This is a genomic window from Pseudophaeobacter sp. A-200-2, from assembly GCF_041008815.1.
In the GTDB taxonomy this organism is placed as follows: Bacteria; Pseudomonadota; Alphaproteobacteria; order Rhodobacterales; family Rhodobacteraceae; genus Phycobacter; species Phycobacter gallaeciensis_A.
On the sequence record NZ_JAXGFU010000002.1, the window covers coordinates 242,981 to 268,248 of the forward strand.

The window sequence follows — 25,268 nt, forward strand, 5'->3', positions numbered from 1 at the left end:
GTTTTGCCGCAGGTTAGTCCATTTTCTGCACTGGCGCAAAGGCCGGATCCTCGCTGCGTCCCTGACGGCTCAGCAGGATGTCCAGCATGCCCGAGATATCCTCGATCCCCTCGGCAATCACATGGGTGACACCGTCGCCGCGTTGCAGGCGGCCGGTGATCCGCAGAAGCCGCCCGGAAATGACGGCGCGGCGGTAGGCCTCGTATACCTTGCGCCAGACGATGACATTCACCACCCCGGTTTCATCCTCCAGCGTGATGAAGATTACCCCTTTGGCGGTGCCGGGGCGCTGGCGCAGGATCACCAGCCCGGCCACCGTGACGCGGGCCTGTTGCGGCACCCGCTCCAGCTCGGCAGCCCTGAGGCAGGCGGGCGGGCGAGGCCATCCGGGGGCGGTGCGGCTTTTCTGTGGTGGGGCGGGTGTCATCGTGACGCTTTGGTGGTTTGGAAATTTAGGAACAAAAATAGAACATGCATCGTCAAAGTCCACCCCTGGGCCGGGTCAGGGCAGATTGCACTGGTGCAGCGGCGGGGCCTTGGATAAACAAGCGGGAAGGACCGAGAAGGGGAAGAAACGACCATGGCAAAGATTACCTATGTCGAGCACAACGGCACCGAGCATGTTGTGGAAGTGGCCAACGGGTTGACCGTGATGGAAGGCGCGCGGGATAACAATATTCCGGGGATCGAAGCCGACTGCGGCGGCGCCTGTGCCTGCTCTACCTGCCACGTCTATGTCGATCCTGCCTGGGTCGAGAAGCTACCCGCCAAGGACGACATGGAAGAGGACATGCTGGATTTCGCCTTTGAGCCCGATCCCGAGCGCTCCCGTCTGACCTGTCAGCTGAAGGTGACGGATGCTCTGGACGGTCTCGTTGTAAAGATGCCCGAAAAGCAGATCTGATGACTTTGCCGGGGGCAGGAGCGCGGCGTCTGCCGTCACGATCCTGGCCCCGCACCATCCGCCGCGCCGGGCAGGTGTTGTGCCTGTGGCTCCTGTGGGGGACCTCCTTGTCGAGCGGTTCCGCCTCTGCGCAAGTGGCCGGATTTGATAACGGACAGGGTGCTCCGAACGGGACTGCAGAAATCCTGTCCGCCGAGTATACCGGCCCGACGACACGCTATGCCCATGGCGTGCTGGGGGACGCGGTAGAATGGTCCGGTCTTTCCCTGACATTTGCAGGGCCGAATGGCACCGCCATGCGTGTCGAGATCGAATTACCCAAGGATCACGTGTTCGAAGATCTGCAACCGCGCCTCGTGGATCTGTCACTGGATGGCCGTGCCGACGCCGTGATGGTCGTGGAAACGGATATGGCGCGGGGGGCGGCGCTGGCGCTTTATGGCGCTGATGGGAAGATCGCGGAGACGCCACACATCGGGCAAAGCAACCGCTGGCTGGCCCCTATCGGCGCTGCAGATCTGGATGGCGATGGCCATGTGGAGCTTGCCTATATCGACCGACCGCATCTGGCCAAGACACTGCGCATCTGGCGCTATGAGGGCAGGACGCTGACCCAGGTTGCAAGCCTACAAGGGCTGACCAATCACCGGATCGGGCAGGATTTCATCACCTCCGGCATTCGCAGCTGTGAAAACGACCCCGAGATTGTGACCGCCAATGCCAGCTGGTCTCGCATCATGGCCTCTCGCCTGACCGTCGTGGGGATCAAGACCCGCGACATCGGCCCCTTTTCCGGGACGCAGTCGGTGGAGGATGCTCTAACCTGCGAATAAGGCGGCATGCCCGCCGTGGAGCGGCAGAGCGCTGCACCACCGGGCGGCGCCGGGGCAAGGGCTGAAAGCAGTCTGTGAATGTGCCTCAGCGGGCGGGAGGGCGACGATACACCTTCAGACAGGGCAACCTCAGACAGGGCGACGAAAGGTCAGCGAGGTTGGCCGGTCATAGCCGGGATGCGCCGTGGCGCCGACCTGCACAAATCCCAGCCGTGAAAAAGTCTGGTGGTTCTCAACCAACTCCACGCGGGTTTGTAGCTCCACGGCGGGCAGATCCAGATCCTTCGCTCGCTGGACGGCGTGATCCACCAGAATGCGCGCCAGTCCAGCTCCGCGGCTGCTTTCCTCCACCGCCAGTTTTCCAAGATACAGACAGTCCGGTTTCGGGGTCAGGAACACGCAGGCCAAGGGCGGCGTGCCAAGGATCCAGATCTCGCCGCGTCGGCATTGTTCCTGCAGCGCCTCTACCGTCAGACGCCGCATCGAGGAGGCCGGGTCAATGCGCCCCTCCATGAAGGCAAAGCTGCGCCGGATCAGGTCGAGAACCGCCTCAAGACGTGCATCCGATGCGGCCAGGCGCTCTGGTGTCAGCCGTGAGGAAACGCCAGTCACGGGCTGTTGCCGCCCACCACGTGATCGCCGCCGATATCCCCGAGCGAGGAGAACAGGCTGGCGGTATTGTTGGCTCCAACCTTTTTCAGAAGCCGCGCCCGGTGCACCTCGACCGTGCGATAGCTGAGCGTCAGGATCCGGGCGATCTCCTTGCTGGTCTTGCCTTCACGCAGCAGCGAATAGACCTCGCGTTCGCGCCGGGTGAGCGGTTGATAGGGGCGCACGCCCGACAGATCGGCAAAGCTCCAGACCGCGCGGCCCAGCGGCTCATCCGGGGTAAAGGTATGGCCCCGCACCCGCACCCAGAACAGATCCCCGGTCTTGCGCTTCATCACCCGCTCGTCCCAGTAGGGATTGCCCTGTCCAAGGCTCTTGTCACCGCGGTTTCGCAGGTTCTGGAACTCTTCATCCGACGGGTAGAGGAAGGAAAACAGCTGGTCCAGCAGGTCTTCGCGCGCATAACCGAACATGTCGCAGAACCGTTGATTGCATTCCCGCAGCACGCGGTTTTCCGTCACCACGATGCCGACGGGGGAATATTCAAAGGCAAGTTGTGCCAGATCGCGGTCGGCATAGAGCCTGTCCAGCGTGGCGGGATCCGGGTGTTTGTCCATTGTGCATTGTGCCTCCCAGGCTTGACCCAAGTTAGTAACCTACCGCAAAGCTGCTGAAAACACTTATAGACAGCGCAAAAGCCGCAGGGTGGGCCGGGCAATGGGCGCGCTCTCAGGTCAGGATATAGTTCTGCGGTGTCATCGGCGCGGGCGGGGTTTGCTCCAGATGGCCGCAAAGAGAAATTTCGGCCGTCCGGCACACCGCATCCAGCGGCAGGCCGTTCACGGTTTCGCCGAACGGGTGTGATAATTCCTCGGTCACTTCGGCAAGGCCGAAGAACACATAGGCCACGATGGCGACAAAGACGGGGGTCATCCAGCCGGTGCTTTCCAGCAGCGCAAAGGGGATCAGCAGGCAGTAGAGATAGGTGGTCCGGAACACCAGCAGCGAGTAGACGTAAGGCAGAGGCGTCGCGGCGATCCGTTCGCATCCGGCCTGGGCCAGGGTGATCGAGGACAGGCGCTCTGACAGCGCCTTGCGGGCAAACCCGTCGGGCGCGGATGTTGCGGCCAATGTCGTCATCCGGTTCATCACGGCGCAGGGCGGATGCGGCGCTTGCGAGAAATCCTCACCGGCCCATGCGTTTGCCTGGGTGAAATCCGATGATTTGCGCAGATTGATCCGGTGCAGGTGGATGAACCCCAGCGCCAGTCGCAACAGCTGGTGCCGATCTTCGCGCTGCGGCAGGAACAGCTCCGCATCGCGGCCAAGCGCCCTCAGATCGGCAAGCAGCTGCCCCCAGAGGCAGCGCCCCTCCCACCAGCGTTCATAGGCGGCGTTGTTGCGAAAACCGAGAAACAGCGACAGGGCCACGCCGAAGACTGCAAAGGGCGCCGCGTTGGTGTGGGGCAGTGCAAGAATATTTCCGTCCAGCCAGACCACCACAGCGGCCAGTGCGGAGACCGCAAGAATGCGCGGCAGTATGCGGGGCAGGACAGAGCCACGCACCGCAAACAACAACGCCACAATGCCGGGCTTTTCGCGCAGGATCATCGGCAGGGTCCTTCAACAAAGGTGGGAGTGGTCAACTGAGGGCTGCCCCGGACCAGGTTGGCAGCCCCCGGAAACTGTACCTGCTACGACAGGGCGCGCCAGCCGATGTCACGGCGGAAGAACCCGTCTTTCCAGTCGATCTGGTCGACCATCGCATAGGCCCGGTCGCGGGCTTCAGCTAGGCTGTCGCCGCGGGCGGTGACGTTCAGCACCCGGCCGCCATTGGCCAGAACCTTGCCGCCGTCTGCCTTGGTGCCGGCATGGAAGACCATATTGCTGCTGTCCTCGGGCAGGGCATCCAGACCGCCGATCTCGGTGCCTTTTTCGTAAGAGCCGGGATAGCCGTTTGCCGCCATGACAACGGTGATGGCGTGGTCATCGCCCCAGTTCACCTGCGCGTCACTCAGGCGGCCTTCGGCGGCGGCGTGCATCAGGTCCAGCGCCTGGGCGCCAAGACGCATCATCAGAACCTGACATTCCGGATCGCCAAAGCGCACGTTGTATTCCACCAGACGCGGTTGGCCGTCCTTGATCATCAGGCCTGCATAAAGAACGCCCTGATAAGGCGCGCCGCGCCGGGCCATCTCGGCCATGGTGGGTTTGACGATCTCTTCCATGGCGCGGGCTTCGATCTCGGCCGACAGCACGGGCGCCGGGGAATAGGCGCCCATGCCGCCAGTGTTGAGGCCGGTATCGCCTTCGCCGACGCGTTTGTGATCCTGCGCGGTGCCGATGGACAGCACGTCCTCGCCATCCACCAGTACAAACAGCGAGGCTTCCTCGCCCTCCATGAACTCCTCGATCACCACCTCGGCGCCCGCGCCGCCGAAACTGCCACCGAACATGTCCTCGATGGCATCCAGCGCGGTCTGTTCATCCATCGCAACGATGACGCCCTTGCCAGCGGCCAGACCGTCGGCCTTGACCACGATGGGAGCGCCTTGTTGCGTCACATAGGCCTTGGCGGCCTCGGCATCGGTGAAATGGCCATAGGCTGCGGTCGGCGCCTTGGCCGCGTCGCAGATCTCCTTGGTAAAGCTTTTGGAGGCTTCCAGTTCCGCCGCCGCCTGCGAGGGGCCAAAGACCAGAATGCCCGCTTCGCGCAGCCGGTCGGCAACGCCTGCGGCCAGCGGCGCCTCGGGGCCGACGATGACGAAATCGATGGCGTTTTCCTCGGCAAAGGTCACCACCGCGCCGCCTTGCTCGATATCAAGGCTGGCACAATCGGCGATCTGGGCAATGCCCGCGTTGCCGGGCGCCACGATCAGCTTGTCGCATTTGGGGTTCTGCATCACCGCCCAGGCCAGAGCATGTTCGCGCCCGCCGCTGCCAAGGATAAGGATATTCATCGCGTCTTCTCCGGTCTGTCCGCCCCGGAACCGGAGCGTATATCGCCATGCGGCAGCGGCCTGTCTGGGGCAGGAAATGACACCTGCGCCGGGGGCTTGCCATGCTTGTCGCGGGTTCTATGCTGCGCGGGCCTGTAAAACAAGAACTGCGTATGGTCGCAGGCATGCCGCCACCTCAACTGCCCAGATAACAGTCCGAAAGATCCGCCGATGTCCGACCTGCTCGACGATCCCACCCCCGGTCAGAACGCGCCGGAATTCACCGTTTCCGAGATCTCGGGTGAGGTGAAACGCACCCTGGAAAGCACCTTTGGCCGGATCCGTGTACGCGGCGAGGTAGGGCGGGTGTTCAAGGCGCGTTCGGGGCATCTGTACTACGACATCAAGGACGACCGGAACGTGCTGGCCTGTACCACCTGGAAAGGTCAGGTCGCGGGTCTGTCGGTGGTGCCCGAAGAGGGACTGGAGGTGATCGTCACCGGCCGCCTCACGGCCTTCGGGGCGCAGTCCAAGTACAACATGAACGTCGAAGAGGTCGCGGTCGCCGGGCAGGGCGCGCTGATGGCGCTGCTGGAAAAACGCAAGAAACAGCTTGAGGCCGAGGGTTTGTTCGCGCCTGAGCGCAAGAAACCACTGCCTTATCTGCCGGGAATCATCGGGGTCGTGACCTCGCCTTCGGGGGCGGTGATCCGCGATATCCTGCACCGGCTGCGGGACCGGTTCCCGCGCAAGGTTCTGGTCTGGCCAGTTGCCGTTCAGGGCAGCAATTGCGCCCCGGAGGTGACCCGCGCCATCGAAGGTTTCAACCGCATGACGCCCGGTGGCGCCCTGCCGCGCCCGGATCTGATCATCGTGGCGCGCGGTGGTGGTTCGATCGAGGATCTCTGGGGCTTCAACGAGGAAATCGTGGCCCGGGCAGCGGCGGCCTCGGATATTCCGCTGATCTCTGCCGTGGGGCACGAAACCGACACCACGCTGATTGATTTTGTATCGGACCGTAGGGCGCCGACGCCGACGGCGGCGGCCGAGCTGGCGGTGCCAGTAAGGCTGGATCTTCTGGGCTGGAGCGAGAATCAGGGTGCCCGGCTGGCGCGTGCCGCGGGGCAGGCGGTGCAGCTGCGTCGCCAACGCCTGAATGACCTGTCGCGCGCCTTGCCCCGCCCGGAAACCTTGCTGGAAACGCCCCGGCAGCGGCTAGATCAGGCCAGCGATGGCTTGCCGCGCGCGCTGACCTCGGTGGTGCAGCGCCGCCGCGTGCAGCTGAGCGAGGCGGCAGCAAGCCTGCGCCCCTCCACCCTGCGGCAGCTTGTGGCGGGGCGGACGGACCGTTTGCGCAACCTGTCATCTCGGCTGTCCTTGCGGCCCATCCAGCAGGAAATCCAGCGGCGTCAGGATCGGATCACGCAGCTGGGCCAGCGGCTGGACACTGTGCAGCGGCAACGGCTTGACCGGCAGCGGCAACAGCTTTCGGCGGCGGGGCGGCAGCTTGAGATCCTCAGCTACAAGGCAACTCTGGAGCGTGGCTATGCTGTGGTGCGGTCCGGTCAGACCGTCATCACCACCCGCGCCGCGGCCGAAAAAGCGGGGCCATTGGAAATCGAGTTCAAAGACGGACGGCTCGATCTGAGCGATGCACTTGCGCCAGCCACAAAGACAGGCGGCGGCGGGGCGTCGACAGCCAAGCCAAAGGCCAGCAAGCCCAAGGCCAAACCAAAGAGCTCCCCGGATGATGGGGAGCAGGGATCGCTGTTCTGATAGCAATTTGATCCTGCCGACCCGTACTTCCCTATTCGGCGCGGAGTGAGCGCGCGTCAGACCCCGACGTCGGGGCCGAGGCAGATCATCTCTTCGCCGATATCCTCGGCCTCATAAAGCTCGGTGGCTTCGGGGTCATTCTGGAACCGCGCGCTGAGACCGTTGGGGGTAAGGGAGAACCGCCAGCACTGGGGATCATTGCGGTCCTCATAGAGGAAACAGATCTGATCGGCTTGCTGGTACCAGTGCCCTTCCTGACAGCGGCCATCGAGGAAGGACCAGATGACACGGCGGTTCGGCAGATAGCGTTCTACCCCGTAGGCGGTGCCATCAAAGCCATAGAACAGCGTCTTGCCCCGGGTGTAGCTGTCGAACTCCTCAGCGCCCATCGGCTCAGCGGCTTTGCCCATCCCGGGGACAGCCAGCAAAGCGCAGAGGGGAATCATCAACAAGGTCCGCATGGAGTGAAGTGTGCCAGACAGGTGGGGCTCAGTCCAAGCCTTCGGACCGCTTGCCGCTCAGTTTGGCCAGTTCCCGCCCCATCTTGCGCCGCCAGAGGGAGGGGATCAGCGCAATCGCGCCCATCACGGGCAGGGAATGCGGCAGTGTCGGCATATTGGGCGTCAACTGCAGTTCGGGGAACCGGCGGGCGGGCACGACGTGGTGGTCGGAATGGCGCGGCGCGTTCAGCATCATCGCCGAAGAATACCAATGCGGTGCGTTCCAGGAATGCTGCGGCCCGACGGGCACCGGGCGGCCCGTGTCACGGGTTTGGCGCAGCAGCCCGTAGTGCTGCACGTAATCGGCCAGAAAGATCTGCATCTGCGCATGGGCTGTGGCAAACAGGAAAAGAAAGAGGGCGATGATCCCGCCCGCCAGATAGGCGGCCGCACAGCACAGTACGGCGATAGCGATATAGGCGATATAGGGATGGCTGAGGGGCGACGGGGGGACCTGCTTGCGCTGCCGCGCGGCGTTTTCAGCAGCCAGCCCTGCGCGAAAAGAGCCAATCCAGGCCCGCGGCAGGAACCGGTAAAAGCCTTCGCCGCGCCGTGCCGTATTGGGGTCCTGTGGGGTCGCTACATGCACATGATGCACCTTCAGATGCGCCGAGGCATGGTGCCCGATCAGCATGGTGGCATAGACCAGAACACCGAGGCGGCGCAAATCCCGGGTTGGGCGGTGGATCAGCTCATGCGCGTTGGGGTGCGAGATCTGTCCCATTAACAACCCCTGCGCCAGAACCAGCGGAATCGCACTGTTCCAGCCAATCCGGGGCAGGGATGTGGCCACCGGCAGCAGCAAGGCAAAATGGGCAAGAGCCAACGCGACCTGAAGCGCCTCTGCGCCGCACGCGCCGGTCTGGTTCTGCGCCCGTCGCCCGATCCGGTCCAGTACCAGCACCAGTGCGGACATGGATCCAAGGGCTGCCCAGCTCCAGATCCCGCCCCAGAGGCTGGCAAGCCCGATCAGAACGGGCGGCGTCAGGCTGGCAATGGAAAACCAGAACATGGGGCGGTCCTTGTGCAGGTGCAAAGGGGTGAAGGGGGTGCTTTTCCCTTGGTTACCTTTGACCGAAGCCATCGCCTCGGGCAAGCATGCGGGGCATTGACGCGTGGCATCTGCCGCAGCGAGATGAGGCAGGGGAGAGGTCAGGATGGAAACCCTATTATTGAGTGCCGCAGCGGGCTGCGCGCTGGCCTATCTGTTTTTCGCGGCACGCCCCGCAGGGCTGCTGCGCAGTATTCTCAAAACCTCCTCTGTTGCCTTGCTGGCTTTGCTGGCGCTGATTGCCGGGGCTCCGGTCCTGCTGGCGCTGGGGCTGCTCCTCTGCGCGCTGGGCGACTATTGCCTGTCCCGCGATGGGGAGGGGGCCTTCATGGCCGGGGTCGGGGCCTTTGCCGCCGGGCATCTGGCATATGTTGTGCTGTTCCTCAGCACGCCGGGAAGCGATATGGCGCAGCTGGTGCAGATGCCGGGTCTGGCCATCGTGATCGCTCTGGTCCTTCTGGGCGGCATCATGGTGCGGGTGCTGGCGCCGCGCGCAGGGGCGCTGAAGGGCGCGGTGCTGGTCTACATCCCGATCATCTTGTCGATGGGGGCTGCGGTTGCCACCCTGCCGGGGCAGGGCGCGCTGGTCTGGGCGCTGCCTGCGGCCCTTGCCTTTGTCGCATCGGACGTGGTGCTGGCCTTTGAAACCTTCGTCCTGCCCGAGGGGCACCGGCTGCGCCGGATTGCCCCCTATGCGGTCTGGCCGCTCTATTGGGGCGCCCAGCTTGGCTTTTGGTATGCATTTTCCTGACCTCAGGGCTGTCATCCGCTTTGCAACCGCGAGCAAACCGCATTAGGTGAGTTACAGACTTACTGCGGAGACCCCGATGGCGTTTTTCACAAAGCTCAAGGACCGGTTGTTCAAATCCTCTTCGAAACTGGAGGATGGGCTGGATGCAATTGTTGCAGAAGGGGCCGACGAGAAGGCCGAGGATAAGGCTGCTGTCGAGAATACCGCTGCCCCTGAAGCCGCGTCTGAGGCCGCACCGCAAGTTTCGGAGCCTGTTGCGGAGGAGGTGCCTACGCCGCAGCCTGTCGCGACTGAACCGAAACCTACCTCCCCCAAACTTGTTGCTGAACCAATTCCCGAACCGGAGCCTGAAAAGCCGCAGAAATCGCCGGGGCTGCTGGGGCGGCTCATGGGGCGCGCCGGGGGCACTGCGCCGCGCCGGGTGCTGGACGACGATATGCTGGAGCAGTTGGAAGAGCTGCTGATCGCTTCGGACATGGGGGTGGATACGGCCCTGCGGGTGACAGCGAACATGGCTGAAGGCCGGTTCGGAAAACGCCTGTCCACGCAGGAGATCAAGGAACTGCTATCGGCCGAGATCGCCCGCGTGATGGAGCCGGTGGCCAAGCCGCTGCCGATCTACGCCAAGCGGCCGCAGGTGGTGCTGGTTGTTGGCGTCAACGGATCCGGCAAGACCACCACCATCGGCAAGCTGGCCAGCCAGTTCAAGGCGGCGGGTAAGAACGTGGTGATTGCGGCCGGCGATACCTTCCGCGCCGCGGCGGTGGAACAGCTGCAGGTCTGGGGCGACCGCGCCGGGGTGCCTGTGCTGACCGCGCCCGAAGGATCGGATCCGGCGAGTCTCGCCTTTGATGCTATGACCCGCGCCGAAGCGGACGGGGCGGATCTGTTGCTGATCGACACCGCCGGGCGGCTGCAGAACCGCGCCGACCTGATGGAGGAGCTGGCCAAGATCGTGCGGGTGATCCGCAAAAAGGACGAGACCGCGCCGCACAATACGCTTTTGGTGCTGGATGCCACCACTGGCCAGAACGCGCTGAACCAGGTCGACACCTTCCAGAAGCTGGCCGATGTTTCGGGGCTGGTGATGACCAAGCTGGACGGCACCGCCAAGGGCGGCGTGCTGGTGGCGCTGGCGGACAAGTTCGGCCTGCCGATCCATGCCATCGGTGTGGGTGAGCAGATCGATGACCTTGCGCCCTTTGATCCGGAAGAATTTGCCGCGGCCCTGACCGGGCTGGACCGATCTTGAGCCGCCGGTTCGTCGGCCGGATGAGGTCCACTGTCCCGGCGCCGTCGCGCCCTGAGGGCCACCGCGGATGAGCGACTGGCTGATCTCGCTGGAGGGCACCGAGGCGGGCCACCAGGCTGCACTAATGCTGGCCTTGATGGCGGCTTTCCTGCACGCGGTCTTTGGTGCACTTCAAAAAGGGCGACACGATCCCTGGCTGTCACGCGGGGCGATTGACGCCTCCTACGGGCTGATGGCAGCGCCGTTCGCGCTTTTCGTCGTGCCCTGGCCCGAGCCGCATATGTGGCCGATCTTTACCGTGGTCTGGATCATTCACGTCGCCTACAAGGTGCTGCAAGCGCTGGCCTATACCAAGGGCAGCTATACGGTGGTTTATCCGGTGGTCCGAGGCACTGGCCCGCTATTCACCGTCATCGGCGCCTATTACCTGTTTTCCGAGACCTTCACGGTGATGCAATGGATGGGCGTTGCGGTGCTGCTCATGGGGATTTTTGGTTTGGCGGCCTATAACTACCGCTATCTGGAAACCAACCGCGACACGCTGATGGTGGCGCTGGGCCTTGCGGTTCTGACGGGGCTGTTTGTGGCACTTTATACCACCTATGACGCATATGGTATCCGCGCCACCGCGAACCCGTTCACCTTTCTGGCCTGGTTCTTCATGATCGATGCAATCGCCATGCCTCCGGTCGCCTACCTGCGCTGGCGCAAGATGGCAGAGCGCCCGGATCCGGGGCCGCTTTTGGTCCGGGGCGTCTTTGGCGGACTGGTGGCCTTTGCCTCCTTCGGGGCGGTGATGCTGGCAACGCGGCTCGACAAGGTGGGCGAAGCGGCGGTGCTGCGGGAAACCTCGACCGTCTTTGCCGCGCTGATCGGCTGGCTGGTGCTGAAAGAAACCGTGGGGCCGCGGCGTATCGCGCTGATGTCCCTGATCGCGCTGGGCGCGGTGATTGTGGAAGTGGGCGGCTGACGCGGGCCGCAGGAAGACAACCGAACAGGAGCGCCAATGGCTGGCAAGAAAATCAATCCGATCCTGAAGATGGTGCTGGAGTTCGGCCCCATTGTTCTGTTTTTCATCGGCTATCTGAAGCTTAAGGATGAGATCTTTTTGATCGGGGGCGAGGAATACAAGGGTTTCATCCTGGTGACGGCTGCCTTTGTGCCGCTGATGATGATGTCGACTGCCGCTCTGTGGAAACTGACCGGGCACCTGTCGAAGATGCAGCTGGCGACGCTGGTTCTGGTCGTACTGTTCGGCGGGCTGTCGGTTTGGTTCAACGACGAGCGGTTCTTCAAGATGAAGCCGACGATGATCTACCTGCTGTTCGGCGGGCTGCTGGCCGTCGGGCTGATGCGCGGCGAAAGCTGGCTGAAGGTGGTGATGGAAGAAGTCATGCCGATGGAAGAAGCGGGCTGGATGATCCTCACCCGGCGGATCTGCGGCTTTTTCCTGGGTCTGGCCGTGGCCAACGAGGTGATCTGGCGGTTCTTCACCACTGACACATGGGTCTATTTCAAGACCTTCGGTCTGCCGGTGGCGATGTTCCTGTTCTTCATGACCCAGGGGCCGCTGCTGCAGAAATACGGTCTTGAGGAAGACGAAGAGGTCGAAGACCCCAAGGCGTGAATTTCCGGCGCGCAGGGCTCCCGTGCCTGTGTGGCGCATCAAGGATGCGCCACAAACAGCCTTGGGCCGGGCAGCGCGCAGGGCGCGCTGCGGTTGGCATCATGAAGGCGCTGTCAGTCCTTGCCGCCAAATAGGATTTCCTGCGCCTTGCTGTCCGAGCGGTCGGCGCGCAGATCGGCGTGGAGGGCACGCCCTGCCACCAAGCCGGGGCGCTGCCACAGAAGGTCCAGCCAGCGGGCCAGATGCGGTTTGTCCTCCAGCGTCTGTTCCTGTCCTTCCCAGAGCGACGCCCAGGGCCAGATCGCCATATCGGCGATGGTGAACTCATCCCCCGCCACATATTCGTTTTCGGCCAGTTGCCGGTCCAGCACGCCATAGAGCCGGGCGACCTCGGACCTGTAGCGGTCCTTGGCATAGGGCAGGTCCTCGGGCGCGTATTTCAGGAAGTGATGCGCCTGACCAGCCATCGGGCCAACCCCGCCCATCTGCCACATCAGCCATTGATCCACCACTAGGCGCGTCCGTTCGTCGGCGCCGTAGAAGCGCCCGGTCTTGCGCGCAAGATACTGCAGGATGGCGCCACTTTCGAACAGGGACAGGGGCGCATCTCCCGGGCCAGCGGGATCGACAATCGCGGGCATGCGGTTGTTGGGGGCGATCTTGAGGAACTCCGGCGCGAATTGATCACCCTTGCCGATATTGATCAGATGCACCCGATAGGGGAGGTCCATTTCCTCAAGCGCGATAGAGACTTTCCAGCCGTTCGGCGTTGGCCAGTAGTAAAGATCGATCGGTTCCTGCAATGCCCTGTTCCCTTATCCGGTGTCGCCAGTGATTGGCTGCGCCATGTGATCATAGATCGCCCCGGGGCAGCAAGACGACCAGCGGCGCGCGCACAACTCTGTGATCGCAGGCGGCAACTGGTGTGAGCAGAGGGAGGGGAGGAATGAAAGGCGCGGCACCGAAGAGGACGCCGCAATCAGGACTTCCCCGGTCGGCTTGGGACGGCCGGAGAAGCTGCGCGGGATGATGCGCTACTGCGCGCCTTGGCGCAGGCCCAGGATCCGGCGCGCGGTGGCGGCATCGGCAACGCTGCGGCCATTCTGTTCACAGAGGGCCACCACCCGTTTCACCAGCGCCGCGTTCGAGGGCGCGAGGCGATCCTTGTCGAGCCGGATATTGTCCTCGATCCCGGTGCGGGCATGCCCACCTGCCGCCACGGACCATTCATTGAGAACGGATTGGTTTGCCCCTATCCCGGCCGCGCACCAGGGCGCGTCCGCACCGAACAGCCGCTTTGCCGTTTCGACGTAGAAATCGAACACCGCCTTGTCTGCAGGCATGGCGTTTTTCACCCCCATGACAAACTGCACATAGGGCGTGTCCGTGATCTGCCCGGCCGCATGCATCTGGGCGGCCTTCAGGATATGCGACAGATCAAAGGCCTCGATCTCGGGCTTGATCTGATAACTGCGCATTTCAGAGGCGAGCCAATCGACCAGATCCGGCGGGTTCTCATAAACCCGGTTGGGGAAGTTGTTCGATCCCACTGACAAGGACGCCATATCCGGTGCAAGCGGCAGCATGCCGCCGCGCATCTTGCCCGCGCCGGACCGCCCGCCGGTGGAGAACTGGATGATCATCCCCGGGCAGTGTTTTTCGATTCCTTCCTTCAGCGCTGCGAACTTGTCCGGATCGCTGGAGGGGGTTTCATCGTCGTTGCGTACATGGGCGTGCACGATGGCAGCGCCCGCTTCAAAAGCCTCATGGGTGCTTTCGATCTGTTCGCTGACGGTGATCGGCACGGCGGGATTGTTTTCCTTGCGTGGCAAGCTGCCGGTGATTGCCACGCAGATGATGCAGGGCGCCGTCATGATTTCGGCGCCAGCACGAAGTCGTGCACGACCTCGTAATAGGGGCGGTCGAAACCGGCTGCGCTGATCCGGGCGGGATCTTCGATCAGATCGAACTTGGCCAGCAGGCTTTCCTTCACGCCAAAGACCGCATCGGAGTGGATATAGGGATCATCCGGGTCAAAGATATGGGTGATCAGCGTATCAAAGCCGTCTGCCTCGAGGATGTAGTGCAGATGCGCGGGTCGGTAGGGGTGGCGCCCCAGTTGCGTCAGCATCTGCCCCACCGGGCCATCATCGGGGATCGGGTAGTATTTCGGTTTCACCCCTTTGAAATGATAGGTGCCATCGGCCCCGGTGCGGAACACGCCGCGCAGGTTGAAATCGGGCTGAAGGCCCTTTTGCTGCACGTCGTAGAAACCTTCGTCATTGGCCTGCCAGACGTCGATCTTGGCATTGGCGATGGGTTGGCCATCGGTGCCGGTGATGCGGCCCTTGACCAGCATCGGCTCACCCTTCTGATCCAGGCAGATATCCGCGCCCATGGGCAGCTCCGGCGCGTCCTCGACGTGGAAGGGGCCGAGGACGGTGGATTCCGAGGCGCCGGAGGGTTTGCGGTTGTTGATCGCATCGACCAGCATGGAGACGCCCAGACTGTCGGACAGCAGGATGAACTCCTGCCGCCAGTCGTTGCAGGCGTGGCCCACCTTGGTCAGAAACTGAATCGCCTCAAACCATTCCTCCTGCGTCGGTTCGATCTCCTTCACGGCGGCATGCAGATGCTTTGTCACCACCGCCATGACCTCGGCGAGGCGTTCATTCTTGGCGTTGGCATTGCGGCTGATGACAACCTCGGCTGAGTTTTCTTCGGTGAAATACCCTTGTTCCTGATCGCTCATTGTCGCCTCCTATCGGGCCAAAATGGTTTTGAAGACGCGGGTCAGCTCGGCCTCGGCATTGTCGGGCGCGCCATCGTGACGCCAGCAGACATGCTGGTCGGGGCGGGTGATGATGCAGCCGCTATCGCCGACCTCGCGGGCGCGGGCCCAGTCGCCGGTGTAATCCATGTATTCCTGACGCGGGCCGATGACATGGGCGTTGAGCGTGATGCCGAACTCCTTGGCGATCTTGCTGGCCGCTTCGACCCAGGCTTCGCCGCCAAGACCGGTAAAGATGGTGAAGGCACCGCCGCCCGCCAGATCAAGGGTGGAATGTTTCTGACCCGCCGCGTCGAACAACCAGGCATGGGGAATGCGTGCCCCGGGCCACGTGGTCGGCTGGTAGTGCAGGTCGGCATCCAGTTTGAAATCCGGCTCGATCTGACCATCGGTCACGGTCGCATCTGACCGGTAACGTTGGTTCATCTCGACACCATGGGCATCGAACTCGTACTTCTTGAAGGCGATGGCCTTGTTCAGCGCCTCGCGCTGGGCCTCGGCTTCGGGGGTGGAGTCACAGCGGGCGTCCATATTGGCCTTGATCTTGGTAATGTCGGTGCCGCCGGTCATGCCAAGGGCCTCGAAGATGGGACCGAATTCGCCGATGGACTGGTTGGCGCGGGTGACGATCTGCTTGGCCACCGGGGCGCGCTCTTCGGAATAGGTTTCCAACAGCCGTTCCCCGGCCTGACCTTTGACCACGGCGGCAAGTTTCCACGCCAGGTTGAAGGCATCCTGGATCGAGGTGTTGGAGCCCAGACCGTTCGACGGCGGGTGGCGGTGGGCGGCGTCGCCCATGATGAAGACACGTCCGCGCGACATCTGGGTGGCGTAGGTGTCGTTCACCGTCCAAGTGTTGGCGCTGAGCAATTCGATCTCAAGCTCGGGATCGCCCACCAGCTGCCGGGCCACATCCGTCGCCATGGCCTCATCCACGTTGGGGGCGGGCTCGTTGATGTCATAGCCCCAGACGATCAGCCATTCGTTCCACGGGCGCACACAGCGCACCAGCCCCATGCCGATGCCGCCGACATCCGCGCCGGGCTGCATCACCCAGTAAAGGACCGAAGGACGATGGGCGACGTATTTGGACAGGTCAGCCCGGAACACGATGTTCATCGAGCCGCCGACGCCCATCTGGCCTTCGAAGGGCAGGTTTTCATTCTCGGCCACCAGAGAATTGCCACCATCGGCGCCGATCAGATATTTCGAGCGGATCGTCAACTCTTGCCCGGTCATCCGGTCATAGCAGGTGGTGGTGACACCTTCAGCGTCCTGCACGTGGCTTTTGTACTCGGTGCTCATCCGTGCCCGGGTGCCGCGTTTGCAGGCGGTCTTGAAGAGGATCGGCTCCATAAAGGTCTGCGGCAGATCGTTCATGAAGGTCGGCGAGGAGAGCATGTGCTCGGCCTTGGACAGGGGATGGGTGCCCCAGGATTTCATCCGGCCGATTTCCTCACCGGCGAGGCTTTCGCAGAAGACGTTCTCGCCCATGATGCTCTGGTCCATCGCGTTGAGGTAGACCTCGTCTTCGACCTCTTTGCCCAGATCGCGCAGGACCTCCATCGTGCGCTGGTTGGTGATATGGGCGCGCGGGGTATTGGCCAGCCAGTGATAGCGGTTGATCGCGACATTCTCGATGCCATAGCTCGACAACAGTGCCGCCGCGACCGACCCTGCAGGCCCGGTGCCGATGATCAGAACCTCTGTGGTGATGTCAGCCATGTTTATTCCTCCGATGGTGATAGTTTGCCGCCCCGAAGGGTTCGGCGAATTGGGAAAAGGTGCAGCCCTGTGCGCTCGGAGATCAGTCCCCAGAGCCCACGCGGGGCGATCAGCATGATGGCAATGGCCAGAAGGCCCAGCGTCAGCAGGTACCAGCTGCCGAAATCGGCCAGCAGGGATTGCAGCGCAAAGAAAATGAGAACGCCTAGGATCGGACCTTCGATGGTGCCGATGCCGCCGATCACCACGATGAACAGGACATAGGCGGTCCAGTCGGTGACGCTGAAGGCGGCGTCGGGCGAAATCCGGGCTTTTTGCAGGTAGATCAGCGCCCCGGTGAGGCCGGTGCCAAAGGCCGAGGTCAGGAATACCATCAGCTTCATGCGTCCGGCGTCGACGCCAACGGATTTGGCCGCTTCGGTGTTGTCACGCACCGCAGCGAGGGCCAGTCCGTTCTTGCTGCGCAGCAGCCAGTAGATGCCGCCGATCGTCGCCAGCGCTAGCACCAGCGCCAGCCAATAGGCGAGGATATCGCGCGCCGCAGCGGAGCGCACGTCCAGCACCTCTTCGATCATCTCGACCAGCCACATGTCGCGGGTGGCGCTGCGCGGCAGTGAGGTGCCGGTGCCGCCGCCAAGCGTCTTCCACTGGGCGACGCTGAGGCGGACAACCTCGGCGATGACCCAGGTGCCGATGGCAAAATAGGCACCGTTCAGGCGGAAGGCGAAAAATGCGGTGGGCACGGCAATCACCAGCGCCGCGATGCCGCCCAGAAGGATGGCGGAAATCGGATCAAGTCCCCAAAGGATCACGCCGCCAAACAGCGCATATGCGCCCATGCCGACGAATGCCTGCTGACCGATGCTGACGAGACCGCCATAGCCCGCCAGAAGGTTCCAGAACTGCGCCAGCACCAGCATTGTCAGGATAAAGAACATGTCCTGAATGGTTCCGCGCCCGGCAAAGAAGGGCAGGGCCGCCAAGATCAGCGTGCCGCCAAGGCCAAGAATTGCCGCGATGCGCGAGACTGGGGTTCGGGTGGATACAGTATATGTCATGTCTGCCCCCTTTAGTCGTGTGCCCGGGGGAACAGCCCCCGCGGTTTGATCAGCAGCACCAGAAGGAAGGCGACATGCCCGGCCAGGATTTGCCATTCCGGGGTGATCGCGGCTCCGAGGGTCTGCGCCACACCGATAATGATGCCGCCCGCCAGCGTGCCCCAGAGAGAGCCAAGCCCGCCGATGATCACCGCCTCGAAGGCATAGATCAGCCGGGCCGGTCCGATGTTGGGATCGAAGTTGGCGCGCAGGCCCAGGTACAGGGCGGCGATGGTCACGATGATCAATGCGATCCCGGTCGCGGTCGCAAAGATGTTTGCGGGCTTGATCCCCATCAGGCTGGCCGTGGTCGGATCATCCGAGGTGGCGCGGAAGGCGCGCCCAAGTTCGGTCCGGTAGAACAACTGGTTCAGCCCGACGATGACCAGAACGGCCGAGGCAAAGGTCAGCAGCGGCATCACGCCAAGCGAGATCGGCCCCATCTGCACCGACGCCGTGGTCAGCGCGTTGGGCGGCAGGCGCTGGCTGTCGGCGGAGAAGACCTCCAAGAGCGCGTTTTGCAGCGCAATCGACAGGCCAAAGGTGATCAGCAGCGGCGGCAGGATGTCATCGCCCAGCGTCCGGTTCAGCAGGAACTTCTGCAAGGCCCAGCCAAGGACGAACATCACCGGCATGGCAATGAGCAGCGCGAGAAAGGGAGAGACCCCGAGCAGCGTCACCAGCAACAGGATCAGGTAGGCACCCATCACGATCAGATCGCCATGCGCGAGGTTTACCAGCCGCATGATGCCGAACACCAGGCTCAGCCCGGCGGCAAAAAGGGCATAAAGGCCCCCCAGAAGGATGCCTTGGATTATCGTGTCGATCCAGATCATGCGGCTGCTCCGAAATAGGCGTCGTGGATGGCCTCGCGGCTGAGGCTCTCGGGGGTGCCGGACAGGGTGATGCGGCCTTCCATCATGCAGTAGACGCGGTCGGCGACGGCCATGGCCTGGGCGATGTCCTGTTCCACCACCACCAGCGAGGCGCCCGCCGCCTTGATCGCCGGGACGGCGGCGTAGATGTCCTTGATCACCACCGGGGCAAGGCCAAGGCTGATCTCATCACACAAGAGAACCCGCGGGTTGCTCATCAGGGCGCGGCCGATGGCGACCATCTGCTGTTGCCCGCCCGATAGCGCGGTGCCGGGGCTGTTGCGGCGCTCCCGCAGGATGGGGAACAGGTCGTAGACGGTGTTCAGCGTCCAGTGGCCGCTTTTCTTGCGCCCGTAGGTGCCGATCAGGAGGTTCTCCTCGACCGAGAGAGAGGGGAACAGCTTGCGCCCCTCGGGCACCATGGCGACGCCCTGTGCCATGATTTCATCAGCGGGCTGCGCGCCAACGGGGCGGCCATCGTAGGTGACTGCCTCGGCTGCATTGCGCAGCACCCCGGCAATCGAGCGCATCAGCGTGGTCTTGCCCGCGCCATTGGCGCCGATGATGGCCACGGTTTCCGCCTCTTCAAGGGTGATATCCACCCCGAACAGGGCCTGGAAATCACCGTAGTGGGCGGTCAGGTTATGGGTTTCCAGCAATGACATCAGACTTCGATCCCCAGATAGATTTGCTGCACTTCGCGGCTGGCCATGATGGCGTCGGGGTCACCCAGACCGATGACCTTGCCAAAATCGAGCACCAGCAGGCGCTCCACCACCGAGGTGAGCGCGTGAAGGACATGCTCGATCCAGATGATCGTCACGCCCTGCGCGTGGATGTCCCGGATGGTGCCGATCAGCGACTGGCACTCGGCCTCGGTCAGGCCGCCTGCGATTTCGTCCAGCAGCAACAGTTTGGGCTGGGTCGCCATGGCGCGGGCCAGTTCCAGACGCTTGCGCTCCAGCAGCGACAACTGTCCGGCCGGGGTGTTGGCACGCCGGATCATCTCCGTGCGTTCCAGGATATCAGCGCAATCGTCCCGCACGGCGGCCTCACCCAGGCGGCGGCCATGGGTGGCGGCGACCAGAAGGTTTTCGTAGACGGTCAGTTTTTCGAACGGCTGCGGGATCTGGAAGGAACGCCCGATTCCCGCCATGCAGCGGTCCATTGCCGAGGTGCGGGTGACGTCGCGCCCTTCGAAATTGATGGTGCCAGAATTGGCGGTCAGGTTGCCGGTGATCAGGTTGAACAGCGTCGATTTCCCGGCGCCATTGGGGCCGATGATACCCAGCGCTTGGCCCCGTGGCACCTCGAAGGTGACATCGTCGGTCACGGTCAGGGCGCCAAAGCTTTTTGAAACCGATTGGAGAGAGAGGATCGACATGAAAGGTCCTTTGCCAGTCCGCAGGACGGGGTGTGAAAAGGCCGGGGGAGGGCGCGGGTCCTACGTGCAGCAGGACCCGTGAGGGCAGGATGGGATCAGGAAATCTCTTCCATCTTGCCGCCGGTCGGGATCTCCGGGTGATCGGAGTTGTCCACCACCACGAGATCATAGCTGCCATCGTCCTGAAGCCGCCACTGACCGCCCACAAGCGGGGTTTTGGCGACATTCGCGGCGGCGAACGGCGGCAGGCCCTTGCCGTCGAATGCGATGCGCCCGACCATCGAATCCAGCTGCGTTGCGGCGATGGCGGCTGCAACTTCATCCGGGTCGCGGCTGTCTTCGACGCGGCCCATGACACTGGCCGCCATTTCGAACAGCGCGTGCACGAAACCAATGGGCTGGGTCCACTGCTTGCCCGTCGCCTGGCTGTAGCCTGCAGCCAGATCGGCAGCGGATTGCCCGGTCAGGGAGGAAGAGAACGGATGGTTCGGTGACCACCAGACCTCGGAGGACAGGTTGTGCCCCTGATCGCCCAGAGCCTCGACCGCCTGCGGGAACAGGATGGCCTTGCCGATGCTTGCGGCCTTGGGGGTGAAGCCCTGCTGTTTGGCCTGTGTCCAGAAGGTGGTGAAATCCGGCGGGATCGGGACGCCGGTGACGATTTCGGCATTCGCCGCCTTGAAGGCATTGATCTGGGCGCTGAAGTCATCGGTGAGGTTCTGATAGCGGCCGGTGTCGGTCAGCTTATACCCTTGCGCGTCCAGCACCGGCGGGAAGCCCACGTTGGGATCGCCCCAGGCGTTGCCATCGCCATCGTTGGGAAAGATCGCACCAACCGATTTATTGGTGTCGAGTTGGTTCCACATCGCCGTGAAGGTGGAAATCACGTCTTCCAGTCCCCAGAAGAAATGGAAGCTGAAATCAAACGGCCGCCAGCTGCCGGGATCGCCCGGGTTGCCTTGCTGACCGATGAAATAGGGTTGCCACGGGGCCACGGTGGAGATCACCGGGATTTCCTCGGCCTCGCAGGTGGTGGCGACCGGATTGGTCGTCTCGGGGGTAGAGGCGACGAGCATCATGTCGATCTCGTCGTCGATGATCAGTTCCTTGGCGACCTCTGCGGCGCGGTTGGGGTTGGACTGGCTGTCCTTGACGATCACTTCGAAGTTGCTGCCTTCATCCGAGGCTAGAAAACCCTCGATGATGAACCGGTCGGCGTCCGAAAATGCGGCCAGCGGGCCGGATTGCGGGCTGACATAGCCCAGCCGGATCTTGGCATCCCGGGCCAGAGCTGGTGCCGCCAGCCCCCCGGCAGCAAGCGTGAGGCCGGTAGCGGCGGTGGATTTGAGCAGTTTACGGCGTGTAATCATGATGTCCTCCCTGACGTCATCAAAAGTGTTCGCGAAGCCCCGGTTCAGTGGGCGGGTGGTGTTCCCGCCCAGGCCGCCTGCAGCAGCGCGCGGATATCGTCGCGCGTGACAGGCTGCGGATTGGGGTAGGGTTTGGTGGTGGCCAGTTCGGCGGCGCGGTCCAGGTCTTCCTCCTTCAGACCCAGATCGCGCAGTGCCAGCGGCGCCCCCAGTTTTTGTGCAAAGTCATAGAGCGCTCGCCCGGCATTCTCGCCGCCCAGAAGATCGCAGATCGGCAGCAACTCGGTCGCTGCCGCGCGGGCGTTATAGGCAATGGCATGGGGCAGAACGATCGCGTGGGTTTCGGCGTGGGGCAGATCGAATGAGCCGCCCAGCGTGTGGCACAGCTTGTGATGCAGGGCCATGCCGACCTGGCCCAGCACCGTGCCACAGGCCCATGCGCCGCGTTGCGTCTCGGCGCGGGCGGCAAGGTCTGTCGGCGCGGCCAGAACACGGGGCAGGCCGTCGACGAAGGCCTTCAGCCCGTCGATGGCCAGATGCACCGTCTTTTCGGTGCGGTCGCGCGCATAAAGCGCCTCGGCAGCGTGGGCCATGGCGTTGAGCGCCGAGGTCACGGTCATGGCAACCGGCAGCGTTGCGACGCGCTCGGGATCATAGAGGATGACCTCGGGCAGCACCTCGGGGTGGCTCAGCGTCGTCTTGACGCCGTTCTCGGTCTGGCCGAGGATCGGCGTTGCCTCACTGCCGGCGTAGGTGGTCGGGATCACGATCTGCGGCAGGCCGGTGCGGTAGGCGATTGCCTTGCCCAGCCCGATGGTCGAGCCGCCGCCGATTGAAATGATGCAGTCCGCTGCGACCTCTTTGGCGTGGGCCATGGCCGCATTGGTGACGGTGACGGGGGTGTGCATCGCCGCCTGACAGAAAACACCAGCGGCCAGTTCGCCCAGTGTTTCGGCCATTTCCAGCGCCGCGTCGGATTGCTGAGGGGTGGACAGAACCAGGGCGTTTTTCGCGCCCAGCCGCTGAGTCTCTGCGACAAGGATGTCCTTCACCCCAGCCTGGAATACAACGCGCACATCATCTGTTGCGGTTTCTGCCTCTTGTGTCATTTCAGACCTTTCTCCTCCGGTTGTGCCGGACGTTAAACCTCAGTGAATGGTCTGTTGATCGAGATTACGGCATTTAATATACCACGATGTTATGTACATCGATCCCAATCACCTGCGCATCCTGGCAGCGATCGTCGACTCGGGCGGGCTAAGTGAAGGCGCGGCCGCGCTAAACAAGTCCCAGCCCAGCCTGTCGCGCACGGTTGCGATGCTGGAGTCGCGGCTCGGTTCACGATTATTTGAAAAGGGTATCCGGCCGCTGCGGCCGACCGAGCTATGTCTGTCGCTGGCCGAACAGGGCCGGGTGATCGGTCAGGCAAGTGAGGCGGCGCGCATCGCAGCCGAGCTTTATTCAGGGGGCAAGGCGGGCACTGCGCGGATCGCCGGGACGCCCATCTTCATGGATGGAGTGATCTCCTACATGATCGCGTCGTTCCAATCTGCTTTCCCGGATGTGGCGATCCAGCAAAGCTATGGCTATTTCGCGGAGCTTTCTGAACAGCTGAAGACGGGGAACATCGATCTGGCGATCTGCCCGATGCGCGGCGATGACATCCCGGAAGAGCTGTCGTTTGAACCGATCCTGCGTGGCCGCAACGTGATTGCCTGCGCGCCGTCGCACCCATTGGCGCGTAAATCCACGTTTCGATTGGAAGATATCGCCCAATACCCCTGGATCGCGCCACCAGCGGGCAGCCCGCTTTATGCCGATCTGAAGAACGCGCTGGAGATCGTGGGCATCACCGATTTCCGCGTCAGTTTTACTGGCGGCTCGCTGGCGGCGATCCTGCGCATCATGTCCGGATCGGATGCGCTGACGGTGCTGCCTTATTCAGTGGTGTTCATGCAGCGACCGTCCAATATGGTCACAGCGCTGCCGGTGAAGCTTGAACACCCGGACCGGCAACTGGGTTTGCTCTGGCGCAACGACCGCCCGGTGCGCCCCGCGGTGTCCCGGTTTCAGAAGTTCCTCAAGGGTGAGTTTTCCGGTCTGGCCGACAGGATCGATGTCCGCGGCCGCGAAGCCGTCTGGAGACGGTGACGCCTGCCTGTGTGGGCGGCACGCGAGTGCGAGGCCTGCTCAATCTGACGAGGGGCGGTGCATTTGGACTTGCGCAGTTGCGGCGGCCTGCGTTAAGGCGCAAGCCTTACCGGTCGTCTGGGGTCGCCCCAATCGAACTGCTGGTGAGAGGGGCAGGGTCGCGGCAAAGACCCCATGAAAGAAATTGGTTAATTCTCCGGTTTCTGTCCCGCCGAATTTCTGAGGTTTGCCATCTTGGACGTGTGGGATTTGTTACCGGATTGCGGGCCACGTTAAACACACCGCTAAAGAGGTCAGGACGCAAAGGAACCCCTTTCGCTTGGCCGAATGGGGTTTTTTATTGCGCCGACGCGCAGGAGTGTGTGCCATGAACGACACGAAAGACAGCAACTGGAACAGCCGCACCAAACTGGTGCACGGCGGCACCCGCCGCAGCCAATGGGGCGAGGTGAGCGAAGCGATCTTCCTGACCCAGGGCTTTGTATATGACAGCGCCGAACAGGCCGAAGCCCGGTTCATCGAAACCGGCCCGGATGAGTTCATCTATGCCCGCTATGGCAACCCGACCGTGGCGATGTTCGAAGAGCGGATCGCCGCGCTTGAGGGCGCCGAGGATGCCTTTGCCACCGCTTCTGGCATGGCAGCGGTCAATGGCGCGCTGACCTCGCTTCTTAAGGCGGGCGATCACGTTGTGTCGGCGCGGGCGCTGTTTGGCTCTTGCCTTTATATCCTTGAAAACATCCTGAGCCGCTTCGGAGTCGAAGTGACATTCGTCGATGGCACCGATCTGGAGCAATGGCGCGCTGCGGTACGACCGGACACCAAAGCGGTATTCTTTGAAACCATGTCGAACCCGACGCTGGAAGTGATCGACGTGGCTGCGGTCGCGGAAATCGCCCATGCCGTCGGCGCGACGGTAGTGGTGGACAACGTGTTCTCGACGCCGGTCTTCTCTGACGCCATCGCACAAGGCGCGGATGTGGTGGTCTACTCGGCCACCAAACATATCGACGGTCAGGGCCGGGTTCTGGGCGGTGTCATCCTTGGCACACGCGATTTCATCCGCGGCACGGTTGAGCCCTATATGAAGCACACCGGCGGTTCCCTTAGCCCGTTCAACGCCTGGACGCTGCTAAAGGGGCTGGAGACGATTTCCCTGCGGGTGAATGCACAGGCCGAAACGGCGCTGCAGATTGCGACTGCCCTTCAGGGGCATCCGAAGCTGGCGCGGACGATCTATCCCGGCCTAGTCGATCATGCCCAGAACGCGCTGGTTCAGCGGCAACTGGGTGGTAAGGGCGGAACGGTCCTGTCGCTGGATCTGAAAGATGGCAAGGAGGCGGCCTTTGCCTTCCTGAACGCCCTGACCATTCCGGTGATTTCCAACAATCTGGGGGATGCGAAATCCATCGCAACCCATCCGGCCACCACCACCCACCAGCGGCTGCCCGATGATCAGAAGGTGGCGCTGGGCATCACGCCGGGTCTGGTGCGCTTCTCGGTTGGGCTTGAGGATCCGGAGGATCTGATTGCGGATCTGACGCAGGCATTGGATGCCTGCGGCGGCTGAAGTGTTGGGGACGCCCCGGCCCGCGTTGTTCGCGGGCCGGGGCGGGCTTACTTGTGGTGCGGG

General features: G+C 63.0%; 26 protein-coding genes and 1 riboswitch. Of the genes, 9 read left to right on the forward strand and 17 right to left on the reverse strand.

Translation table 11 applies throughout. The features are described from left to right. Positions 1-13: 13 nt before the first annotated feature. Positions 14-427 carry an OB-fold nucleic acid binding domain-containing protein gene (locus tag SM766_RS03760; RefSeq protein WP_368946980.1) on the reverse strand — a complete coding sequence of 138 codons (414 nt, stop codon included), beginning with the start codon at positions 425-427 and terminating at the stop codon, positions 14-16. 153 nt (positions 428-580) lie between these two features. Here SM766_RS03760 and SM766_RS03765 point away from each other — a divergent pair, with 153 nt between their 5' ends. Beyond that, positions 581-904 carry a 2Fe-2S iron-sulfur cluster-binding protein gene (locus tag SM766_RS03765; protein ID WP_065270855.1) on the forward strand — a complete coding sequence of 108 codons (324 nt, stop codon included), beginning with the start codon at positions 581-583 and terminating at the stop codon, positions 902-904. A 107-nt stretch (positions 905-1,011) separates the two neighbouring features. After that, positions 1,012-1,737 carry an FG-GAP repeat domain-containing protein gene (locus SM766_RS03770; protein WP_368946981.1) on the forward strand — a complete coding sequence of 242 codons (726 nt, stop codon included), beginning with the start codon at positions 1,012-1,014 and terminating at the stop codon, positions 1,735-1,737. A 129-nt stretch (positions 1,738-1,866) separates the two neighbouring features. On the opposite strand, the gene SM766_RS03775 is transcribed toward SM766_RS03770, so the two are convergent. The 4 genes from SM766_RS03775 to purD form a co-directional block, all read right to left on the reverse strand. Next, positions 1,867-2,349: a GNAT family N-acetyltransferase gene (locus SM766_RS03775; RefSeq protein WP_368946982.1), complete on the reverse strand. Its 483-nt coding sequence runs from the start codon at positions 2,347-2,349 to the stop codon at positions 1,867-1,869. Further along, positions 2,346-2,963, reverse strand: a complete 618-nt coding sequence (locus SM766_RS03780; RefSeq protein ID WP_368946983.1) for a LuxR C-terminal-related transcriptional regulator — start codon at positions 2,961-2,963, stop codon at positions 2,346-2,348. Before SM766_RS03780 ends, SM766_RS03775 begins: the two co-directional genes overlap by 4 nt. Before the next feature lie 112 nt (positions 2,964-3,075). Continuing rightward, on the reverse strand, positions 3,076-3,957 hold the full coding sequence (locus SM766_RS03785; RefSeq protein WP_368946984.1) for a bestrophin family protein: 882 nt from the start codon (positions 3,955-3,957) through the stop codon (positions 3,076-3,078). An 83-nt stretch (positions 3,958-4,040) separates the two neighbouring features. Next, entirely contained in the window at positions 4,041-5,306 is a 1,266-nt protein-coding gene (gene purD, locus SM766_RS03790; RefSeq protein WP_274832449.1) for a phosphoribosylamine--glycine ligase, read from the reverse strand. A gap of 210 nt (positions 5,307-5,516) precedes the next feature. Here purD and xseA point away from each other — a divergent pair, with 210 nt between their 5' ends. Continuing rightward, positions 5,517-7,061: an exodeoxyribonuclease VII large subunit gene (gene xseA / locus SM766_RS03795; RefSeq protein ID WP_368946985.1), complete on the forward strand. Its 1,545-nt coding sequence runs from the start codon at positions 5,517-5,519 to the stop codon at positions 7,059-7,061. 56 nt (positions 7,062-7,117) lie between these two features. Here the strand turns inward: xseA and SM766_RS03800 are convergent, their stop codons facing one another. Further along, positions 7,118-7,507 carry a hypothetical protein gene (locus SM766_RS03800; RefSeq protein ID WP_237028416.1) on the reverse strand — a complete coding sequence of 130 codons (390 nt, stop codon included), beginning with the start codon at positions 7,505-7,507 and terminating at the stop codon, positions 7,118-7,120. Positions 7,508-7,550: 43 nt separating this feature from the next. Further along, complete coding sequence (locus SM766_RS03805) at positions 7,551-8,573, reverse strand: alkane 1-monooxygenase (RefSeq protein ID WP_368946986.1); 1,023 nt, start codon at positions 8,571-8,573, stop codon at positions 7,551-7,553. A 145-nt stretch (positions 8,574-8,718) separates the two neighbouring features. Here SM766_RS03805 and SM766_RS03810 point away from each other — a divergent pair, with 145 nt between their 5' ends. The 4 genes from SM766_RS03810 (at position 8,719) to SM766_RS03825 (ending at position 12,242) form a co-directional block, all read left to right on the forward strand. Continuing rightward, entirely contained in the window at positions 8,719-9,363 is a 645-nt protein-coding gene (locus SM766_RS03810) for a lysoplasmalogenase family protein (protein ID WP_368946987.1), read from the forward strand. Between the two features lie 76 nt (positions 9,364-9,439). Further along, positions 9,440-10,615 (forward strand): signal recognition particle-docking protein FtsY, encoded by a 1,176-nt coding sequence (gene ftsY / locus SM766_RS03815; RefSeq protein WP_368946988.1) that lies wholly within the window; start codon positions 9,440-9,442, stop codon positions 10,613-10,615. A 67-nt stretch (positions 10,616-10,682) separates the two neighbouring features. After that, complete coding sequence (locus SM766_RS03820) at positions 10,683-11,585, forward strand: EamA family transporter (RefSeq protein ID WP_368946989.1); 903 nt, start codon at positions 10,683-10,685, stop codon at positions 11,583-11,585. 36 nt (positions 11,586-11,621) lie between these two features. Beyond that, positions 11,622-12,242 carry an inner membrane-spanning protein YciB gene (locus SM766_RS03825; RefSeq protein WP_065270846.1) on the forward strand — a complete coding sequence of 207 codons (621 nt, stop codon included), beginning with the start codon at positions 11,622-11,624 and terminating at the stop codon, positions 12,240-12,242. Positions 12,243-12,355: 113 nt separating this feature from the next. Here the strand turns inward: SM766_RS03825 and SM766_RS03830 are convergent, their stop codons facing one another. From SM766_RS03830 to SM766_RS03875, 10 genes are all read right to left on the reverse strand, one after another. Beyond that, positions 12,356-13,045 carry a glutathione S-transferase N-terminal domain-containing protein gene (locus SM766_RS03830; RefSeq protein WP_368946990.1) on the reverse strand — a complete coding sequence of 230 codons (690 nt, stop codon included), beginning with the start codon at positions 13,043-13,045 and terminating at the stop codon, positions 12,356-12,358. A gap of 231 nt (positions 13,046-13,276) precedes the next feature. Further along, on the reverse strand, positions 13,277-14,116 hold the full coding sequence (locus SM766_RS03835) for a 3-oxoadipate:acetyl-CoA acetyltransferase (protein WP_368946991.1): 840 nt from the start codon (positions 14,114-14,116) through the stop codon (positions 13,277-13,279). Next, entirely contained in the window at positions 14,113-14,994 is an 882-nt protein-coding gene (locus SM766_RS03840; protein ID WP_274828306.1) for an intradiol ring-cleavage dioxygenase, read from the reverse strand. Before SM766_RS03840 ends, SM766_RS03835 begins: the two co-directional genes overlap by 4 nt. Before the next feature lie 9 nt (positions 14,995-15,003). Next, positions 15,004-16,758, reverse strand: a complete 1,755-nt coding sequence (locus SM766_RS03845) for an FAD-dependent oxidoreductase (RefSeq protein ID WP_274828307.1) — start codon at positions 16,756-16,758, stop codon at positions 15,004-15,006. 2 nt (positions 16,759-16,760) lie between these two features. Further along, positions 16,761-17,816, reverse strand: coding sequence for a branched-chain amino acid ABC transporter permease (locus tag SM766_RS03850; RefSeq protein ID WP_368946992.1), 1,056 nt, complete (start codon positions 17,814-17,816; stop codon positions 16,761-16,763). A gap of 11 nt (positions 17,817-17,827) precedes the next feature. Further along, positions 17,828-18,691: a branched-chain amino acid ABC transporter permease gene (locus SM766_RS03855; RefSeq protein ID WP_368946993.1), complete on the reverse strand. Its 864-nt coding sequence runs from the start codon at positions 18,689-18,691 to the stop codon at positions 17,828-17,830. Then, a complete protein-coding gene (locus tag SM766_RS03860; RefSeq protein WP_065270839.1) occupies positions 18,688-19,395 on the reverse strand; it encodes an ABC transporter ATP-binding protein in 708 nt (235 codons plus the stop codon). The genes SM766_RS03855 and SM766_RS03860 overlap by 4 nt, the downstream gene beginning before the upstream one ends. Next, on the reverse strand, positions 19,395-20,114 hold the full coding sequence (locus SM766_RS03865) for an ABC transporter ATP-binding protein (RefSeq protein ID WP_368946994.1): 720 nt from the start codon (positions 20,112-20,114) through the stop codon (positions 19,395-19,397). Before SM766_RS03865 ends, SM766_RS03860 begins: the two co-directional genes overlap by 1 nt. Positions 20,115-20,209: 95 nt before the next feature. Then, positions 20,210-21,484 (reverse strand): ABC transporter substrate-binding protein, encoded by a 1,275-nt coding sequence (locus SM766_RS03870; protein WP_368946995.1) that lies wholly within the window; start codon positions 21,482-21,484, stop codon positions 20,210-20,212. Between the two features lie 44 nt (positions 21,485-21,528). Continuing rightward, complete coding sequence (locus tag SM766_RS03875; protein ID WP_368946996.1) at positions 21,529-22,593, reverse strand: maleylacetate reductase; 1,065 nt, start codon at positions 22,591-22,593, stop codon at positions 21,529-21,531. Between the two features lie 91 nt (positions 22,594-22,684). Here SM766_RS03875 and SM766_RS03880 point away from each other — a divergent pair, with 91 nt between their 5' ends. After that, a complete protein-coding gene (locus SM766_RS03880) occupies positions 22,685-23,635 on the forward strand; it encodes a LysR family transcriptional regulator (protein WP_065270835.1) in 951 nt (316 codons plus the stop codon). A 232-nt stretch (positions 23,636-23,867) separates the two neighbouring features. Further along, positions 23,868-23,944, forward strand: a riboswitch (SAM riboswitch). A 58-nt stretch (positions 23,945-24,002) separates the two neighbouring features. Beyond that, a complete protein-coding gene (gene metZ / locus SM766_RS03885) occupies positions 24,003-25,205 on the forward strand; it encodes an O-succinylhomoserine sulfhydrylase (RefSeq protein ID WP_368946997.1) in 1,203 nt (400 codons plus the stop codon). The last annotated feature ends 63 nt before the right edge of the window (positions 25,206-25,268 follow it).